This is a genomic window from Dickeya sp. CFBP 2040 (assembly GCF_012273755.1).
Lineage (GTDB): Bacteria > Pseudomonadota > Gammaproteobacteria > Enterobacterales > Enterobacteriaceae > Dickeya > Dickeya poaceiphila.
Genome location: NZ_JAAVXH010000003.1, coordinates 22,455 through 40,735, shown reverse-complemented (window position 1 = coordinate 40,735; position 18,281 = coordinate 22,455). Strand labels below are relative to the sequence as shown.

Genomic DNA, 18,281 nt, shown 5'->3' with positions numbered 1-18,281 from the left:
AAGTATAAATAACGACACCTTATTTGCAAATAAATAACGTATTTTGTTGTTAAATATTTCTTTTTGTTTTTATTATTATTTTTTTAAAATTATATTTTTTTAAATCAAGTTTAGAATATTTATAATTTAATTATTTCCCTGCTTCCAATATAACTACTCTGTTGATTTTCAATAGAGTACGGCGAAAAGTCTTTCGGGATCACGATATAACAATAAGGCACAGTAATATTATGTGTAAGTGGGTGTTTGGGTAACAGGGGCAAAAACGAATAGGGATAATAACTGCGAAAATCACGCAGTTATCACCGATGAGTGAGCGGAAAAAATGCGGCATCCTGCACCGGGAGGTGGTCTCCCGGCGGATTGTGGGGGGATTAATCGATTAACTGGTATTTTTCTGACAAGACATGCGCCAGGTGTTTGAACATGTTGAATACTGCGGTGGTTTTGTGCGTTGGCAAACCATCATTATCGAGAAAGTATTCGCCACGGAATACCAGCACGCCATTTTTCTGTTCCACCGCATTAGCCACCATGCCATGCAAGTAGTCTTCGTGCTGCTGAATCAGCGCATTGGCTTCCTGCAGCAGGGCTTCACGGCCAATCGGCGTTTTTTCTTCATTTATGTGTGTAAAACCAGACATGGAATTTCTCTCCTGCAAATACCCCTTGCTTTGATAGCGTTATTGTACCGCCGGAACATAAATTATCGCAAACCGACTGATTTTTAGTCGTGTGTCTGCCGATAAACACAAGATGGTCCATTGGCGAAAAGGCGTTTTACATGCTAATTAGGTTGCGTGGTGTTATTTATCAGGTAGAGTGTGGGATTTTGCACCGTCCGGCGGAATGATGGTGTTGCACTGGGACGGAGCCGGTGATCGCCTGAAGCGGTGCAGTAAAAATAATCCTGAATGATCATAGGGTTGCGACGCTGCTAATGCGTGTGACGCGCCGTCGCAGCGCTAAAAAAACGATTTTCCCGCAACCATGATGGTTCAGGCTACGCCGGCTGGAAAGCCAGAGAGAATAACTGAGAAAGTTTTTTCTTTTTTTAAAGAATTCAGTAGGTAACAGTATATTATGGGTAAAGCTCTCGTTATCGTCGAGTCCCCGGCAAAAGCCAAAACGATTAATAAGTATCTTGGCAATGACTACGTGGTGAAATCCAGCGTGGGGCATGTACGTGACTTGCCGACCAGCGGTTCAGGTTCCACAACTAAGAAAGGCGTTGAGGCCAACGGCGAGAAAGCCAAAAAAGCAGTTAAGAAAGATGAAAAAACTGCGCTGGTTAACCGTATGGGGGTAGACCCGTATCACGGCTGGCAGGCCCATTACGAGATCCTGCCTGGCAAGGAAAAAGTGGTATCGGAACTGAAAACGCTGGCGCAGAACGCCGATCATGTCTATCTCGCAACCGACCTTGACCGCGAAGGGGAGGCCATTGCATGGCACCTGCGGGAAATTATCGGTGGCGATGACAAGCGTTTCAGTCGTGTGGTGTTCAATGAGATTACTAAAAATGCTATTCGTCAGGCGTTTGATAATCCAGGTGAACTGAATATCAACCGTGTCAATGCCCAGCAGGCGCGCCGTTTTATGGATCGTGTGGTGGGGTACATGGTGTCGCCGCTGCTGTGGAAAAAAATTGCCCGCGGTTTGTCAGCCGGGCGAGTGCAGTCGGTGGCAGTGCGTCTGGTCGTGGAGCGTGAACGCGAAATCAAAGCGTTTGTACCGCAAGAGTATTGGGAATTACATGCTGACCTGATGACGAGCGCGGATATCGCATTGCAAATGCAGGTTACGCATCACAATGGTAAACCGTTCCGGCCAGTAAATCAGGTACAGTCGCAGGCCGCGGTCGCGTTGCTGGAAAAAGCCAGCTATGTGGTGGCGGAACGCGAAGACAAACCCACCAGCAGCAAGCCGGGCGCTCCGTTTATTACGTCTACGTTGCAGCAAGCCGCCAGCACCCGCCTGGGCTTTGGGGTGAAAAAAACCATGATGATGGCGCAGCGCTTGTATGAAGCTGGCCATATCACCTATATGCGAACCGACTCCACCAACCTGAGCCAGGATGCGCTGGCGATGGCGCGTGGTTATATCCAGGGTGAGTTCGGTAAGCGTTATCTGCCGGATGCGCCCAATCTCTACACCAGTAAGGAAAATTCACAGGAAGCGCACGAAGCTATTCGACCTTCTGACGTTAGTGTATTGGCCGAACAACTCAAAGACATGGAAGCTGATGCGCAAAAACTGTATCAACTGATTTGGCGACAGTTTGTGGCTTGTCAGATGATGCCAGCCCAATACGACTCCACCACACTGGTAGTGAGTGCCGGTGATTATCAATTGCGCGCCAAGGGGCGAACCCTGCGTTTTGATGGCTGGACCAAAGTGATGCCTGCGCTGCGTAAGAGCGATGAAGATCGCACCTTGCCAGCGGTAGACGTGGGGCAATCTTTGTCGCTGGAAAAACTGTTGCCAAGCCAGCACTTTACCAAACCGCCAGCGCGTTACAGTGAAGCGTCGTTGGTTAAGGAGTTGGAAAAGCGTGGTATTGGCCGACCGTCGACGTATGCCGCTATTATCTCCACCATTCAAGATCGTGGTTATGTGCGGGTGGAGAATCGCCGTTTCTATGCGGAAAAAATGGGTGAAATCGTTACTGATCGGCTGGAAGAGAACTTCCGCGAGCTGATGAACTACGATTTCACCGCCCGTATGGAAAATAGCCTCGATTTGGTAGCGAATAGTCAGGCCGAATGGAAGGCCGTGCTGGATGAGTTCTTCGCCGAGTTCAGTAAACAGCTGGAAACTGCCGAGATGGAGCCTGATGAGGGGGGAATGAAGCCGAACCAGGTGGTGCTGACCAGCATTGATTGTCCAACCTGTGGCCGCAAAATGGGAATTCGTACCGCCAGTACTGGGGTATTCCTCGGTTGCTCCGGTTATGCGCTGCCGCCTAAAGAGCGTTGCAAAACCACCATCAACCTGATTCCGGAAGCCGAAGTGCTAAACGTGTTGGAGGGGGATGAGGCTGAAGCTAATGCGTTGCGCGCTCGTCGTCGTTGTGCGAAGTGCGGTACCGCAATGGACAGCTACCTGATTGATAATCAGCGTAAACTTCATGTGTGTGGTAACAACCCGTCCTGCGATGGCTATGAGATTGAGCAAGGCGAATTCCGGCTTAAAGGTTATGACGGCCCGGTGGTGGAATGCGAGAAATGCGGTTCCGAAATGCACCTGAAAATGGGGCGCTTCGGTAAATATATGGCCTGTACCGGTGAAAATTGCAGCAATACCCGCAAAATTTTGCGTAATGGTGAAGTCGCGCCGCCGAAAGAAGATCCGGTGTCGCTGCCGGAGTTGTTGTGCGAAAAATCCGATGCTTATTTTGTGTTGCGTGATGGCGCGGCTGGTGTGTTCCTGGCTGCGAATACGTTCCCGAAATCGCGGGAAACGCGTGCGCCACTGGTGGAAGAGCTGGTGCGTTTTCGTGACCGTCTGCCGGAAAAATTGCGTTATCTGGCCGATGCGCCGGTAACAGATCCGGAAGGCAACAAAACGCTGGTGCGGTTTAGCCGAAAGACCAAACAGCAGTATGTTGCTTCTGAAAAAGAAGGCAAGGCGACGGGATGGTCGGTGTTCTATGTCGATGGAAAATGGGGTGAAAGTGCCCGTTAATTAAGGCAATAATTGACTAAAGCCGTATTTTTTTCCATCGATAGGGGTTACATTACGTTAAGCCAGCCTGCACAGGCTGGCTTTTTTGATCCATCAACCATGAATATCATCCGCAGGCAGCCGATAATAAAAAGGAAATAAAAACCCATTTTCCAGTGCCAGTACTGTCTAACCAATACAGAAAATGGTTATATAAAATAAATTTTTATGATTAAGTGGCATTTGCCTGGCGAGAATCTACACCGTTGCATTGAGCTGTCACCACCTTGTCAACGCAGATAACGTCAATAGCCCAGATGCCGCCGCGAATGACATATTACGGAATGGGATAACTTATGAAACTGCAACAGCTTCGTTATATCGTTGAAGTTGTTAATCACAATCTGAACGTTTCTTCCACTGCTGAAGGGTTGTACACCTCACAGCCGGGGATCAGTAAACAGGTTCGGATGCTTGAAGATGAACTGGGTATTCAGATTTTTGCTCGCAGCGGAAAGCATTTGACTCAGGTGACGCCTGCAGGACAGGAAATCATTCGTATCGCTCGTGAGGTACTGTCCAAGGTGGATGCCATCAAGGCGGTTGCCGGTGAGCATACTTATCCTGATAAAGGTTCGTTGTATGTCGCAACCACCCATACCCAGGCGCGCTACGCGTTGCCTGAGGTGATCAAGGGATTTATCGAGCGTTATCCGCGAGTGTCGCTGCACATGCATCAGGGGTCGCCCATGCAAATCGCTGAGGCGGTAGCGAAAGGGTCGGCGGATTTCGCTATCGCTACCGAAGCGCTACATTTGTATGAAGACCTGATCATGCTGCCGTGTTATCACTGGAACCGTGCTGTGGTGGTGAAACCCGATCACCCTTTGGCGGGGAAAACCGAAATCAGTATCGAGGAACTGGCTGCGTACCCTATAGTCACGTATACCTTCGGTTTTACTGGCCGCTCTGAGCTGGATACAGCTTTCAATCGCGCTGGGCTGACACCGCGCATTGTGTTCACCGCGACGGATGCTGATGTGATTAAAACCTATGTCCGACTAGGGTTGGGTGTTGGCGTTATTGCCAACATGGCGGTAACGCCGACCAGCGATCCTGATCTGGTCGCTATCAATGCCGATAATCTGTTCAGCTACAGCACCACTAAAATCGGTTTTCGTCGTAGCACGTTTTTGCGTAGTTACATGTATGACTTTATTCATCGTTTTGCGCCGCACCTGACACGCGACGTGGTAGATAAGGCCATTTCCTTGCGTTCGAATGAAGAAATTGAAGCCATGTTTAAAGACATCACATTACCGGTGAAATAAGGCACTGGCTTTCACATCACCACATAACGCAACAAGGGCAGGTGAGAACCTGCCCTTGTGATCATGAAATCAGATAAATAAAAGGATAATCAGTTAGATATCCACCTTTTCTTTATATTCGCATAAATCTTCTATCAGGCACGCGCCACAGCGTGGTTTACGAGCAACGCAGGTATAACGACCATGAAGAATCAGCCAGTGGTGGCAGTCAACCTTGAATTCCGCCGGAACATATTTGAGTAGTTTTTCTTCTACCTGTTCGACCGTTTTGCCCGGTGCAAAGTTGGTACGATTGCAAACGCGAAAGATATGAGTATCTACTGCGATAGTGGGCCAGCCAAACGCGGTGTTCAGTACCACATTAGCCGTTTTGCGGCCCACGCCAGGCAGTGCTTCCAGCGCAGCGCGATCTTCCGGTATCTGGCCCTGATGCTTCTCCAGCAGAATGCGGCAGGTTTTGATGATGTTCTCCGCCTTGCTATTGAACAACCCGATGGTTTTGATATACGACTTTACGCCGTCAACGCCTAAATCCAACATTGCCTGCGGCGTATTCGCTACCTGATAGAGCTTTTCCGTTGCTTTGTTGACGCTGACGTCGGTCGCCTGTGCGGACAGCAGCACCGAAATGAGCAATTCAAACGGGGTGTTGAATTTCAGCTCGGTGGTCGGATGCGGGTTGCTATCCCGCAGGCGGCTAAGAATGGCAATCCGTTTCTCTTTGTTCATGTTATTCCGCTAGCGTATGCGAACCAAAGGGAGCGGGACGCACCGTACGGGTGCGCCGCTGTTTACGTCTCTCGTCAATAACGTATTTGCCGGCCAGCATCAACCCCAGCCCGATAAACGCGCCGGGCGGCAGAATCATCAACAGGAATGGCGAGTCCATATGTACGACTTCGACCCGCAGCACTCGCGCCCAACTGCCCAGCAGCAGGTCTGCGCCGTCAAACAGGGTGCCGTTGCCAAGGATTTCCCGCATTGCGCCCAGTACAAACAGTGCGCTGGTTGCGCCCAGTCCCATAAAAAGCCCATCCAGTGCCGACAGTATGACGGTATTTTTTGATGCAAACGCTTCTGCGCGCCCAATGACGATGCAGTTGGTGACGATCAGCGGGATGAAAATCCCCAGCGACTGATACAACCCATACGCGTAAGCATTAATTAGCATTTGCACGATGGTGACCACGGAGGCGATAAGCATGACGTAAATCGGAATGCGAATCTCGCCCGGTACCCAGCGGCGCAATGCGGAAACGGCAATATTGGTGCATGTCAGCACCAGCGTAGTAGCCAATCCTAGCCCGATGGCATTGGTGGCGGTAGATGAGACGGCCAGCAGTGGGCACAGCCCCAACAATTGCACCAGTGCAGAGTTGTTTTTCCACAATCCCTGCAGGGCCAGTTCTTTAGTCTGGTTCATGATTTGTCTCCACATGGCGTCAGGCTGGACAATTGCGGTGGCAAGGTTTGTAAAAACAGTGCGCTGCGTTTCACTGCATTCACCACGGCTCGCGGGGTGATGGTGGCACCGGTAAATTGGTCAAACTGGCCGCCGTCTTTTTTTACTGCCCAGCGCTTGTCCTGCGGGTCAGTGATTGTCTGACCGGTAAAACGGGTGATCCAGTCGGAAACGCGAATGTCTATCTTGTCGCCGAGACCCGGTGTTTCATGATGTTCGGTGACGCGTGTGCCCAGCACGGTACCATGAAAGTCTGCGCCAATCAGCAGATGAATCGCGCCGGAATAGCCGTCAGGCGCGATACTTTCCAACGCGGCGGCCACTGGAATGCCATCACGACGGGCGATATACACGCGATGAGGCGAGGTGGAGCCCAGCGCCGGGTTGGTCACCAGATAACATTCGCTGAGCAGATCATTGTTATAACGATCAGCAGGAAGCACCTGGTCCAGCAGTGCGCGCTGTTGCATGATGACCTGCTGTGAAATGGTTTTTTCGGTCAGATAATTGACCAGCGCCGTTAGCCCGGTGGTGAACGCAGCGAACAAGGCCAGCGTAGTGGCGTGGCGACGCATAGTGGTCAGCAGCATAATCCGTCCTTAGCGATGGCCGTAAGCGCGAGGTTTGGTGAAGTAATCAATCAACGGCACAGTAATGTTGGCTAACAGCACGGCGAAGGCCACACCGTCGGGATAACCGCCGTAGGTACGAATCGTCCATACCAGTATGCCAATCAAGGCACCGAAGATCAGGCGGCCTTTGGGCGTAGTGGAGGCTGTCACCGGGTCGGTGGCGATGAAGAACGCCCCCAGCATGGTTGCGCCGGAAAACAGATGTAGCAGCGGCGGGGCGCTGACCTCCGGATGAAGATGCCAGCCCACCAGTGCGCACAAGGACAATGCGAGCAGAAAACTGAACGGAATCTGCCAGTGAATCAGGCGTAACAACAGCATGAACAGGCCACCGGCCAGAAACGCCAGGTTAATCCATTGCCAGCCTTGTCCGGCCAGTACACCGGCAAATAACGGCTGATGCAACACCACATCAGGTTGATGGCCGCTGCGTAGCCCGGTTTTGAATGCATCCAGCGGGGTAGCCTGACTAACGCCATCAACGCCCTGAATCAGTTGCTGGATAGTTTGTCCCGCTGTTCCATGACCGGTGAAAATGGCCATCAGCGCATCCTGGAAACCGACCGGCGAGGCTTGCAGACCCTCTGGCGGTAACCAACTGGTCATCTGCACCGGAAAAGAGATCAGCAATACCACATAACCTATCATGGCCGGATTGAACGGATTTTGCCCCAGTCCACCATACAGTTGCTTGGCGATGATAATGGCGAAGGTGGTGCCTAATACCACCATCCACCAGGGGGTAAATGGTGGCAGACTGACTGCCAGCAATAGTGCCGTCAGCAACGCGGAACTGTCCTGCAGCGTTTCCATTACCGGACGTTTTCGCAATGACAATACCATCGCTTCGGTAAAGAGTGCGGTAACGCTGGCCAGCGCCAGTTGAATCAGGTTGCCGTACCCGAAAAACCAGACTTGTGCCGCGATGCCGGGCACACAGGCGATCAGAACCCAACGCATAATGGCGCGGGTGGATTGGCGGTTATGGGTGAACGGTGAGGGTGCGATTCTGAAAGCCATTTAATCCTCTTGCGACGCCAGCGTTGCGGCGGCCTTGCGAGCATTGACTCTGGCGATAGCCGCCGCAACGGCGGCTTTGCGCGGGTCGATGTTTTCGGTCTGGGTGGTATTATCTGATGAGGCTGAGAGCACCGGCTCCGGTGGCTCTGCCGCTATTGATAATGACTCGTCAGGTGACAACGTCACGTCTGCTGTGCTGGCGGACTGCGCGGCCTTGCGAGCGTTGACTCTGGCGATAGCGGCAGCAACGGCGGCTTTGCGCGGGTCCGCCTCATCGTGTGTTTCAGCCTGTCTGGTTTGAACGTGAGCCATATTTGCCGCCGCAGCAACGTTTGGCACGTCGTTTTCTGTTGTGCTCAGCGATTTTTCTGTCTGATGCTCACGTGCTTGTGCCTTGCGAGCTTCGCGGGCAGCAATCACCGCGCTGTTATCAGGCTGCTGGCCCGGTTGAATCAGGATGTCGGGTTGAGCTGCGGTTACTTGTTTGCTGCGAACCCTTTCCAGCGCCGCCATTACCGCGTCTTTGTCGGTGGCGGCTACGCTGGCGGCTGCCTGTTTATGACGTTGCTCGCGTGCCTGTTTTTCTCGTTCCAGGCGGGCCTGACGTGCATCAAAACGCGCTTTGGCTTCCGTTGCTTTACGGGATTCCAGATCCAGCGCCTGAATCTCGGCTTTTTCCTGACGGTAATACTGCACCAGCGGGATATTACTGGGACAAACGTACGCGCAGGCACCGCATTCGATGCAATCAAACAGATGATGCTGACGCGCTTTTTCGTGTTCCTGCCCACGGCTGAACCAGTAGAGTTGCTGTGGCAGCAGCCCGGCTGGACAAGCATCGGCGCATTTTCCGCAACGAATGCAGGCTTGCTCCTCTTCTTGTGCCTGAATCTCATCACGGGCGGGAGCCAGAATACAGTTACTGGTCTTGATGATCGGCACGTCCAATGCCGGCAGGGTGAACCCCATCAGCGGCCCGCCCATGACGACCATCGGCTGGGTAGTCGTGACGTGATAACCCGCGTGACGCAACAGATGACGTACCGGTGTGCCCAGTCTGGCCCAGACGTTGCCGGGCTGGCGCAATGCATCGCCGGTCAGGGTGACTACACGTTCAGTTAACGGTTCTCCATCAATCACCGCTCGTTTGATGGCATACGCGGTGCCGACATTTTGCATCAATACGCCGATAGACGCCGAATGTTTGCCGAAGGGCACCTCTTTGCCGGTCAGAATACGGGTTAACTGTTTGGCGCCGCCGGATGGGTATTTCGTGGGAATGACCCGCATTTGAATGCGTGGGTAATCCACCAGCGCCACCCGCAGAGCGGCGATGGCTTGCGGTTTGTTGTCTTCTATACCGAGCAGGATGCGTTGCGGCTGCAACAGATGGTCGAGGATATCGACTCCTTGTGCTATTTCCTGTGCGCACTCTTGCATCAGCCGGTCGTCGGCGGTGATGTAAGGTTCGCACTCGGCAGCGTTGATAATCAGGGTGTCGATGCCATGCAAGCCGCCCTGCAATTTGGCGGCGGTGGGAAAGCCAGCGCCGCCCAGCCCGGCGATGCCGGCCTGATGCAGGTGTTCAACCAATTCAGCCGGTGTTGCCTGACGATAATCAACAAGAGTGCGGCGCTCACCCCATCGGTCCTGACCGTCAGGAATGATAATGATGCTGAGTTCCGTCAAACCGGAAGGGTGGTTGCTCATGTGCTGACGAATGGCGTGCACGGTTCCGGAGGTTGGTGCGTGAACCGGCAACATTCGGCCAACGCCACGCGTCAGCGGCTGCCCACGCCGTACCGTATCACCGACCTTAACACACAGCTCGCCCTCCGGGCCGAGATGTTGCTTGAGCGGGATAATCAAATAGTCAGGCATAGGAACCTGCCGCAGCGGTACCTGACTGGACTGGGTTTTCATTTCCGGAGGATGGATTCCACCGGCAAAATCCCAGATTCTGTTTTTTCTGAAGGCGGCGAACAACTTAAACATGATTTTCGATCACACGGTTTTCCGCCTGGATGACGCGCACTGGAATGGCATCAAGATTCCATTTCCAACTGGCGGTCGTCGGGGCTAACGGTCTTAATTCAATACAATCTGTCGGGCAGGGGGCTACACACAGGTTGCAGCCGGTACACAGATCACGAATGACGGTATGGACGGCACGGGTAGTGCCGACAATGGCATCTACCGGACAGGCCTGGATGCATTTAGTACAACCGATGCAGTTGCCCTCATCAATCCAGGCGACCTGAGGTTCCGGCTGTTGCGGTACCCCGGCGTCAAGCGGTTGCGGTTCGATATTCAGGCGTTCCGCCAGCTTGAGCATCAGCGGTTCACCGCCCGGTACGCATTTGTTGATCAGCTCGTCGTTAAACGCGATAGCTTCAGCATAAGGCCGACAACCGGGATAGCCGCACTGACCGCACTGACTTTGCGGCAGCATGGCTTCCAGTTGTTCCACCACAGGATCGGCATCCACCTGGAAACGACGGGAAGCAAAACCCAGGATAAGCCCGGAGACTAACGCCAGAGCACTGAGCGCGGCGATGGCTATCCAGATTGTATTCATCACAGTTTCACCAGACCGGTAAAGCCCATAAAGGCCAGCGACATCAGACCGGCCGTCACCAGCGCAATAGACGATCCCCGGAACGGTGCCGGTACGTCGGCCACAGCGAGGCGTTCACGCAGTGCTGCAAACAACACCAGCACCAGCGAAAAACCGACGGCGGCGCTGAACCCATAGATAGTTGATTGCAAAAAGTTGTGCGACTGATTCACACTCAGCAATGCCACGCCGAGCACGGCGCAGTTGGTGGTGATCAGCGGCAGGAAGATACCCAGTAAGCGGTAGAGCGCCGGACTGGTTTTACGTACCGCCAGTTCAGTGAATTGCACTACCACGGCAAAAACCAGGATAAAGGCCAGTGTGCGCAAATAGAGCAGGTTTAGCGGCAGCAGCACGTAGGTGTTGACCAGCCAGGAGAATACTGACCCCACAGTCATCACAAATGTGGTGGCAAACCCCATGCCGATAGCGGCTTCCAGCTTTTTGGACACCCCCATAAACGGGCACAGACCCAGGAATTTCACCAGTACGAAGTTGTTGACCAGAATCGTGCCAACAAACAGTAAGACATATTCGCTCATTACAGTGCCTACACAATAAAACCGGCGTATTATCGGGTATTGTCCGGCATTCGGCAACTTACCCTCTGTAGGGATATTCCACAATCGCACCAGTGGGAGTGCTATAAAGAGCGGCTAAAAGGTAAGGAAATATGAATGGATAGACGCAAAGGCGCTGAAAGGAAGAACGCGTGGCAGGATCACGCGTTCCCGTTGTTTTTCGTCATACGACAAAATGCCAGACAGATTTCGGCACGTGTCCGATGTCAAAGAGTTTTCCGCCAGAAGCTAATTCTGCGCGACGATGGTCGGCTGCCCGATACATATTAATAATTTCATTATTGTCAGTCAGAGAATAATTTAGGTGATCAAATAATTTCTCTAGATTTTCCAGTGTATGAACTTTTCTGAATTTTAATAAATATTCGTAGACGCTCATTTTTGCAAATTTATCAATAGTAGAATTTAAGGTAAATCAGTATATTCGTCCCGACGCCTCTGTCTAGTAATGAATTCAAAAATACAGAGCTAATCACACTGGTTAATAAAAAATATTCAAGCCTTGGGCGTTGGAACATCATTACTGGCTTAATTAACGACGTGCACTGATGGATACCTTCTTAACTGATAAATAATATGGCAAATAAAAAGCCAGGAGCGTATTCACCCAATTCTTCCTGAATAAGTTGAGTAACAGACGCGGGCTATTTCCCAATAGATGGAGAATACATAAAAAAGCCGACACGATATTGTGTCGGCTTTATAACGAGGTGGGGTAGACGTAAGCGTTATGCCCGATTGCCGCACAGTTTGTAATACAGCTCGTTCCAGCGCAGCCCGTCTTTGAAAGCTGGCAGGGTGGTGTGCTGATCAATTACCGTCAACTCGATGTTATGCAGGTCGGCGTACAACCGCAGGTAATCGAGGTCGAGTGACTGAGTGAATACGGTATGGTGTGCGCCGCCAGCCAAAATCCAGGCTTCAGCTGCCGTTTCCAGCGATGGCTGTGCTTGCCAGAGCGCACGGGCGACCGGCAGTTTCGGCAGCGGATGCGGCTGGGCGACCGCATCGACCTGATTGACCAGCAGACGGAAACGATCACCCAGATCAATCATACTGACGTTCAGTGCCGATCCGGCTGGTGCGGAGAAGATCAGCCGCACCGGATCGGCTTTGCCGCCGATCCCAAGGTGTTGCGCATCCAGCAACGGTGTTGCTTCGCTGGCGATGCTGGGGCACACTTCCAGCATGTGGGCGCCCAGTACCAGATTGTTGCCGGGGGCAAAATGGTAGGTGTAATCCTCCATGAAGGAGGTGCCGCCGGGTAATCCCTGCGCCATGACCTTCATCACGCGCAACAGTGCGGCGGTTTTCCAGTCACCTTCGGCGCCAAATCCATACCCTTGCTGCATCAGACGCTGTACCGCCACGCCGGGTAGTTGCTTGAGTCCGTAGAGGTTTTCAAAATTGGTGGTAAAGGCTTTAAAGTTGCCCTGATCGAGAAACCGTTTCAGACCGAGTTCGATGCGAGCGGCATCCAGCAGATTTTGCCGTTTCGGACCATGTAGCTTGACGGCTTCACTCAGCGTGTAGGTGGCTTCGTATTCTTCAATCAGCCCTTCCACGTCGCCCTGACTGACATCGTCCACCACACCCACCAGATCGCCCAGCCCCCAGGCACTAACGGCGTACCCGAACTGGATTTGCGCCCCCACTTTATCCCCTTCGGTGACCGCCACTTCCCGCATGTTGTCGCCAAAGCGCGCTACTTTAAGCTGGCGGCTTTCCTGCAACGCGGCGGCTACCCGCATCCATTTAGCGATGCGTTGATGGGCGTTACGATCCTGCCAGTGGCCGACGACAACCTGATGGGCCTGACGCATACGCGCGCCGATAAAACCGAACTCGCGGCCACCATGAGCGGTTTGGTTCAGGTTCATAAAGTCCATATCCATGCTGTCCCATGGAATATCGGCGTTGAACTGGGTATGGAACTGTAACAGCGGTTTATTCAGGATGCTCAGGCCGCCAATCCACATTTTGGCCGGCGAGAAGGTATGCAGCCAGGTCAGCAGCCCGATGCAGTTATCCTGATAATTAGCGTCGCGGCATAACGCGGTAATTTCGTCCGGCGTTTTGACCAGCGGTTTGAGTACCAGCCGCACTGGCAGGTTGGCGTCGCGGTTAAGGCCATTCACCACTTTTTCGGCGTTTTCTTTCACCTGACGCAGCGCTTCCGGGCCATACAGATGCTGACTGCCAATCACAAACCAGACTTCGAGCGGCTTAAACTGTTCCATAATAACTCCTGTTTGGGTTCCCAAAGGGATGTAAAAGTGATGTTCGGCAAAGACTCAATGCTCGGCCCCGGCATCGGGGCTATAGGCGGGTTCCGCCAGCCGACACCACTGCTGATAACGTTCGTAAAGCCGTTGATAACGGGCGACCCGTTGCGGGTCCGGCATCAAGGTGCGCTCAATGCCGCAGGCCATGTGCTGCTGAGCGGACGGAATGTCCGGATGAACTCTGGCGGCCACCGCGGCGAAGATAGCCGCACCCAGTGCGCAGCATTGATCTGACGCGACGACTTGCATCGGGCGATTCATCACGTCAGTACAGACTTGCATGATAGTGGCGGATTTACGGGCGATACCGCCCAGCGCTAGCACGTTTTCTACCGGGATCTGTTGAGATTCGAAGCAGGCCATGATGGCGCGAGCGCCAAAAGCGGTAGCGGCAATCAACCCACCAAACAGCGCCGGCGCGTCGGTGCCAAGATTGAGATCGGTAATGACCCCTTTGAGACGCTGGTTGGCGAATGGCGTACGACGGCCATTAAACCAGTCGAGCACCACCGGCAGGTGATCGAGCGATGGGGAGTTGGCCCAGGCTTGAGTCAGTTGCGCCAGCAGGCTGGCTTGCAGTTGATCCAGTTGCGACTGCCATTCGGGATGTTCGCTGGCGGCCAATTGCAGCGGCCAGCCCAACACGCGACCAAACCAGGCGTACATGTCGCCAAAAGCTGATTGTCCGGCTTCCAGCCCGATGTAACCGGGTACCACGCTGCCGTCTACCTGACCGCAGATCCCGGCGATCGTCTTGTCGCCAACCCGATCAGCTTCCGCAATCAGAATGTCGCAGGTCGAGGTGCCGATCACCTTAACCAGCGTATAAGGTTGTGCCCCCGCGCCGACAGCTCCCATATGACAATCAAACGCGCCGCCGGATATCACAACGTTTTCAGATAACCCTAACCGCTGCGCCCATTGCGGCGTCAGCGTGCCAACCGGATGGTCGGCGGTCCAGGTATCAGTGAATAACGGGTAGTGCAGTTTTTCCGTCAGGCAAGGGTCGAGCGCCTGCAAAAAGTCTTTGGGCGGCAAACCACCCCAGTCGGGGTGCCACAGGGATTTGTGTCCGGCGCTGCAACGACCGCGACGAATGGTTCCAGGCGCGGTGGTGCCGGAGAGCAGAGCGGGTACCCAGTCACACAGTTCTATCCAGGAGACCGCCGCCTGACGCACGGCTGGATCTTGCCGGGTGATATGGAGAATTTTGGCCCAGAACCATTCCGACGAGTACACCCCGCCGATGTAACGCGTGTAATCGGGAAACTGGCCACTGCGGCATAACTGGTTGATGGCTTCTGCTTCATCAATAGCGGTGTGATCTTTCCACAGCACAAACATGGCGTTGGGGTTATCTGCGAATTCCGGGCGCAGAGCCAGCACATTGCCTTGTTCATCTATAGGCGCTGGAGTGGAGCCGGTGGAATCGACGCCGATGCCGGTTATCTGCTGGCGCTGGGCTGGCGTCAGTCGCGTCACCACGGCACGGATAGCCAGCTCCATTGATTCGATGTAATCCAGCGGATGGTGGCGAAACTGGTTGCTGGCAGGGTGACAATATTGTCCCTGACGCCAGCGCGGATAGTAGACCACTTCTGTTTCCAATTCCTGTCCGCTGCGGCAATCCACCGCCAGCGCACGGACAGAATCGCTGCCAAAATCAAGACCGAGAGTAATGGCGCCCGCACTCATTGTTGCTGCTCCTGTTAATCGTAGGGATCACGTTGTTTACGATAGACAGGCCGTTCTGACGCCGTGAGGAACAGTTAGCTGGAAGTATGTATTTTTCTGTCACGCGCAGAGGTTTTGTGATGACGATCATAAGTTAATGGCAGGTTAAATTTGCTGAATCTATGTACAAATCAGCTGTAGTTTCTGAATGTGATTGCGCTCTCTCTTCGTGACAAAAATACCCGCTACAAATTACGCGTCTAAGTAAAAACGGAGGGTGGAATCAAACTAAACCTTTGTTTTTTCATTGTTCGAGAATGCAACATCTTGCTGAGAGCGTTTACACACGTAAGGGCACCTCCAGTTGCCTGCGTGTTTAAAGATAACAATGAGCGGAGAAGACCATGCATAAATTCACTAAGGTTCTGGCGGCGATTGGCCTGGCTGCGGTTATGTCACAATCGGCTATCGCGGAAAATATGAAACTGGGCTTTCTGGTCAAACAGCCGGAAGAACCCTGGTTTCAGACTGAATGGCGGTTCGCCGACAAAGCCGGTAAAGACCTGGGATTTGACGTTATCAAGATAGCCGTGCCCGATGGCGAAAAAACCCTCAATGCTATCGACAGCCTGGCAGCCAGCGGTGCCAAAGGATTTGTTATCTGTACTCCTGACCCGAAATTGGGGTCGGCCATTGTGGCTAAGGCGCGGAGTTATAACCTGAAGGTCATTGCGGTGGATGACCAGTTCGTTAATGCCAAAGGCCAGCCGATGGACAGCGTACCGCTGGTGATGATGGCTGCCACCAAGATAGGCGAACGTCAGGGCCAGGAATTGTGGAAAGAGATGCAGAAACGTGGCTGGAAACTACAAGACACCGCTGTCATGGCGATCACGGCTAATGAGCTGGATACCGCGCGCCGTCGTACCTCTGGTTCAATGGACGCGTTGAAAGCCGCCGGATTCCCGGAAAAACAGATCTATCAGGTACCGACCAAATCTAACGATATCCCTGGTGCGTTTGATGCCGCCAACTCACTGCTGGTGCAACATCCGAACGTGAAAAACTGGCTGATTATCGGCATGAACGATAACACCGTACTGGGTGGCGTACGTGCCACCGAAGGGCAAGGATTCAAGGCTGCCAATGTGATCGGTATCGGCATCAATGGGGTTGACGCCGTGAGTGAACTGTCCAAAGCGCAGCCGACCGGTTTCTACGGCTCGCTGTTGCCAAGCCCGGACGTGCATGGTTACAAGAGCATCCAGATGTTGCATGACTGGGTGACGAAAGGGGCCGAACCGCAGAAATTCACTGAAGTGACCGACGTGGTGTTGATTACCCGCGATAACTTTAAAACTGAACTGCAGAAGAAAGGGCTGATGTAATGATCTTTGCCCACCTATGCCTTACCGGGCCGGGTGGGCAAGACACTGGCCGCGCCGTCATACCGGACGGCGCAGACCATTGAGGATGCTGAAATGACCGTACAGTCACCTTATTTATCTTTCCGGGGAATTGGCAAAGTTTTTCCCGGCGTCAAGGCACTGGATAACATCAGTTTCGACTGCCATGCCGGACAAATCCATGCATTGATGGGGGAAAACGGCGCGGGAAAATCCACGTTGTTGAAGATTTTGAGCGGCAATTACACGCCGTCGCAGGGAGAGATCCAGATTAAAGGCCAGCCGGTGCGTTTCGCCAATACCATGGACGCGCTGAATGCTGGTGTGGCGATCATCTATCAGGAACTGCATCTGGTGCCGGAAATGACGGTGGCGGAGAACATCTATCTGGGGCAGTTGCCGCACAAGGGCGGGTTGGTAAACCAATCGTTACTGCGCTACGAGGCGAGATTACAACTGGAACACCTTGGATTGGATATTGACCCGGACACCCCGCTGAAATACCTGTCTATTGGGCAGTGGCAGATGGTGGAAATCGCCAAGGCGCTGGCTCGCAATGCCAAGATTATCGCGTTTGACGAGCCGACCAGTTCGTTGTCGGCACGGGAGATCGAACAACTATTCCGGGTAATCCGTGAGTTGCGTAGTGAAGGTCGGGTGATTCTGTATGTATCGCACCGTATGGAGGAAATCTTTGCGCTGAGCGATGCCATCACCGTGTTCAAAGACGGGCGCTACGTTAAAACCTTCACCGATATGCAGCAGGTTGATCATGAACAACTGGTGCAGGCGATGGTGGGGCGCAATCTGGGCGATATTTACGGCTATCAGCCGCGCCCCCACGGCGAACCGCGGCTGGAACTGCATGAGGTGAAAGCGCTTGGGGTCAAATCGCCGATCTCGTTGTCGGTGCGCAGCGGCGAAATTGTCGGCCTGTTCGGGCTGGTGGGCGCCGGGCGCAGCGAACTGATGAAAGCGCTGTTCGGCGCTACTGCTATTACTGGCGGCGAGGTACGTCTGGATGGTCAACCGTTACGTGCCAGAACGCCTGGCGATGCGATTCGTAGCGGGTTGATGCTGTGCCCGGAAGATCGTAAAGCCGACGGCATCATTCCAGTGCACTCGGTGCGGGATAACATCAATATCAGCGCCCGCCGCAAACATATCAAAAACGGTTTCATCATCAATGAAACCTGGGAGGAAGAAAACGCTGATCACCATATTCAGGCGCTGAATATCAAAACGCCGTCGCCGGCACAGCTGATCATGAATTTGTCCGGCGGTAATCAGCAAAAGGCGATTCTCGGTCGCTGGCTGTCGGAGGAGATGAAAGTGATCATGCTGGATGAACCGACCCGCGGCATTGACGTCGGTGCCAAGCATGAGATTTATCACGTCATTTATGATCTGGCCCGTCAGGGTATTGCCGTGCTGTTTGCTTCCAGTGACCTGCCTGAAGTGCTGGGGCTGGCGGACCGCATCGTGGTGATGCGCGAGGGCGCCATTTCCGGCGAACTGCTGCACGATGATGCCAGCGAGCAGCAAGTCCTGAGTCTGGCGATGTTAAAAACGACTGCTACTGAACCCGCGGTTGCCTGACCGCCAAG

General features: G+C 53.3%; 15 protein-coding genes. 4 read left to right on the top strand and 11 right to left on the bottom strand.

Translation table 11 applies throughout. The features are described from left to right. Positions 1-374 precede the first annotated feature (374 nt). Positions 375-644, bottom strand: coding sequence for a YciN family protein (locus tag Dpoa2040_RS00180; protein ID WP_168639894.1), 270 nt, complete (start codon positions 642-644; stop codon positions 375-377). 439 nt (positions 645-1,083) lie between these two features. On the opposite strand from Dpoa2040_RS00180, the gene topA reads away from it, so the two are divergent. Next, positions 1,084-3,687 (top strand): type I DNA topoisomerase, encoded by a 2,604-nt coding sequence (gene topA / locus Dpoa2040_RS00175; protein ID WP_168639893.1) that lies wholly within the window; start codon positions 1,084-1,086, stop codon positions 3,685-3,687. Positions 3,688-4,022: 335 nt separating this feature from the next. Next, positions 4,023-4,997, top strand: coding sequence for an HTH-type transcriptional regulator CysB (gene cysB / locus Dpoa2040_RS00170; RefSeq protein WP_042870500.1), 975 nt, complete (start codon positions 4,023-4,025; stop codon positions 4,995-4,997). A gap of 93 nt (positions 4,998-5,090) precedes the next feature. Here cysB and nth read toward each other — a convergent pair whose 3' ends face one another. From nth to Dpoa2040_RS00120, 10 genes are all read right to left on the bottom strand, one after another. Then, the gene (gene nth / locus Dpoa2040_RS00165) at positions 5,091-5,726 is read right to left on the bottom strand and encodes an endonuclease III (protein ID WP_042870501.1); all 636 of its coding nucleotides are present in this window, start codon (positions 5,724-5,726) and stop codon (positions 5,091-5,093) included. 1 nt (position 5,727) lies between these two features. Next, a complete protein-coding gene (locus tag Dpoa2040_RS00160; protein WP_168639892.1) occupies positions 5,728-6,420 on the bottom strand; it encodes an electron transport complex subunit E in 693 nt (230 codons plus the stop codon). Continuing rightward, positions 6,417-7,046 (bottom strand): electron transport complex subunit RsxG, encoded by a 630-nt coding sequence (gene rsxG / locus Dpoa2040_RS00155; RefSeq protein ID WP_168639896.1) that lies wholly within the window; start codon positions 7,044-7,046, stop codon positions 6,417-6,419. The genes Dpoa2040_RS00160 and rsxG overlap by 4 nt, the downstream gene beginning before the upstream one ends. 12 nt (positions 7,047-7,058) lie before the next feature. After that, positions 7,059-8,111, bottom strand: coding sequence for an electron transport complex subunit RsxD (rsxD, locus tag Dpoa2040_RS00150; RefSeq protein ID WP_168639891.1), 1,053 nt, complete (start codon positions 8,109-8,111; stop codon positions 7,059-7,061). Further along, positions 8,112-10,106 (bottom strand): electron transport complex subunit RsxC, encoded by a 1,995-nt coding sequence (gene rsxC / locus Dpoa2040_RS00145; RefSeq protein ID WP_168639890.1) that lies wholly within the window; start codon positions 10,104-10,106, stop codon positions 8,112-8,114. Then, positions 10,099-10,689, bottom strand: a complete 591-nt coding sequence (rsxB, locus tag Dpoa2040_RS00140; protein ID WP_042870509.1) for an electron transport complex subunit RsxB — start codon at positions 10,687-10,689, stop codon at positions 10,099-10,101. Before rsxB ends, rsxC begins: the two co-directional genes overlap by 8 nt. Continuing rightward, on the bottom strand, positions 10,689-11,270 hold the full coding sequence (gene rsxA / locus Dpoa2040_RS00135; protein WP_042870511.1) for an electron transport complex subunit RsxA: 582 nt from the start codon (positions 11,268-11,270) through the stop codon (positions 10,689-10,691). The genes rsxB and rsxA overlap by 1 nt, the downstream gene beginning before the upstream one ends. Before the next feature lie 202 nt (positions 11,271-11,472). Continuing rightward, a complete protein-coding gene (gene ydgT, locus Dpoa2040_RS00130) occupies positions 11,473-11,688 on the bottom strand; it encodes a transcription modulator YdgT (protein ID WP_071604299.1) in 216 nt (71 codons plus the stop codon). A 349-nt stretch (positions 11,689-12,037) separates the two neighbouring features. Further along, positions 12,038-13,549: an L-arabinose isomerase gene (araA, locus tag Dpoa2040_RS00125; RefSeq protein WP_168639889.1), complete on the bottom strand. Its 1,512-nt coding sequence runs from the start codon at positions 13,547-13,549 to the stop codon at positions 12,038-12,040. A gap of 54 nt (positions 13,550-13,603) precedes the next feature. Then, a complete protein-coding gene (locus Dpoa2040_RS00120) occupies positions 13,604-15,289 on the bottom strand; it encodes a ribulokinase (protein WP_168639888.1) in 1,686 nt (561 codons plus the stop codon). A gap of 383 nt (positions 15,290-15,672) precedes the next feature. Between Dpoa2040_RS00120 and Dpoa2040_RS00115 the strand changes: the two genes are divergently transcribed. Together Dpoa2040_RS00115 and araG are read left to right on the top strand one after the other, a co-directional pair. Next, the gene (locus Dpoa2040_RS00115; RefSeq protein ID WP_168639887.1) at positions 15,673-16,656 is read left to right on the top strand and encodes an arabinose ABC transporter substrate-binding protein; all 984 of its coding nucleotides are present in this window, start codon (positions 15,673-15,675) and stop codon (positions 16,654-16,656) included. Positions 16,657-16,749: 93 nt separating this feature from the next. Next, the gene (gene araG / locus Dpoa2040_RS00110) at positions 16,750-18,273 is read left to right on the top strand and encodes an L-arabinose ABC transporter ATP-binding protein AraG (RefSeq protein ID WP_168639895.1); all 1,524 of its coding nucleotides are present in this window, start codon (positions 16,750-16,752) and stop codon (positions 18,271-18,273) included. Positions 18,274-18,281 lie beyond the last annotated feature (8 nt).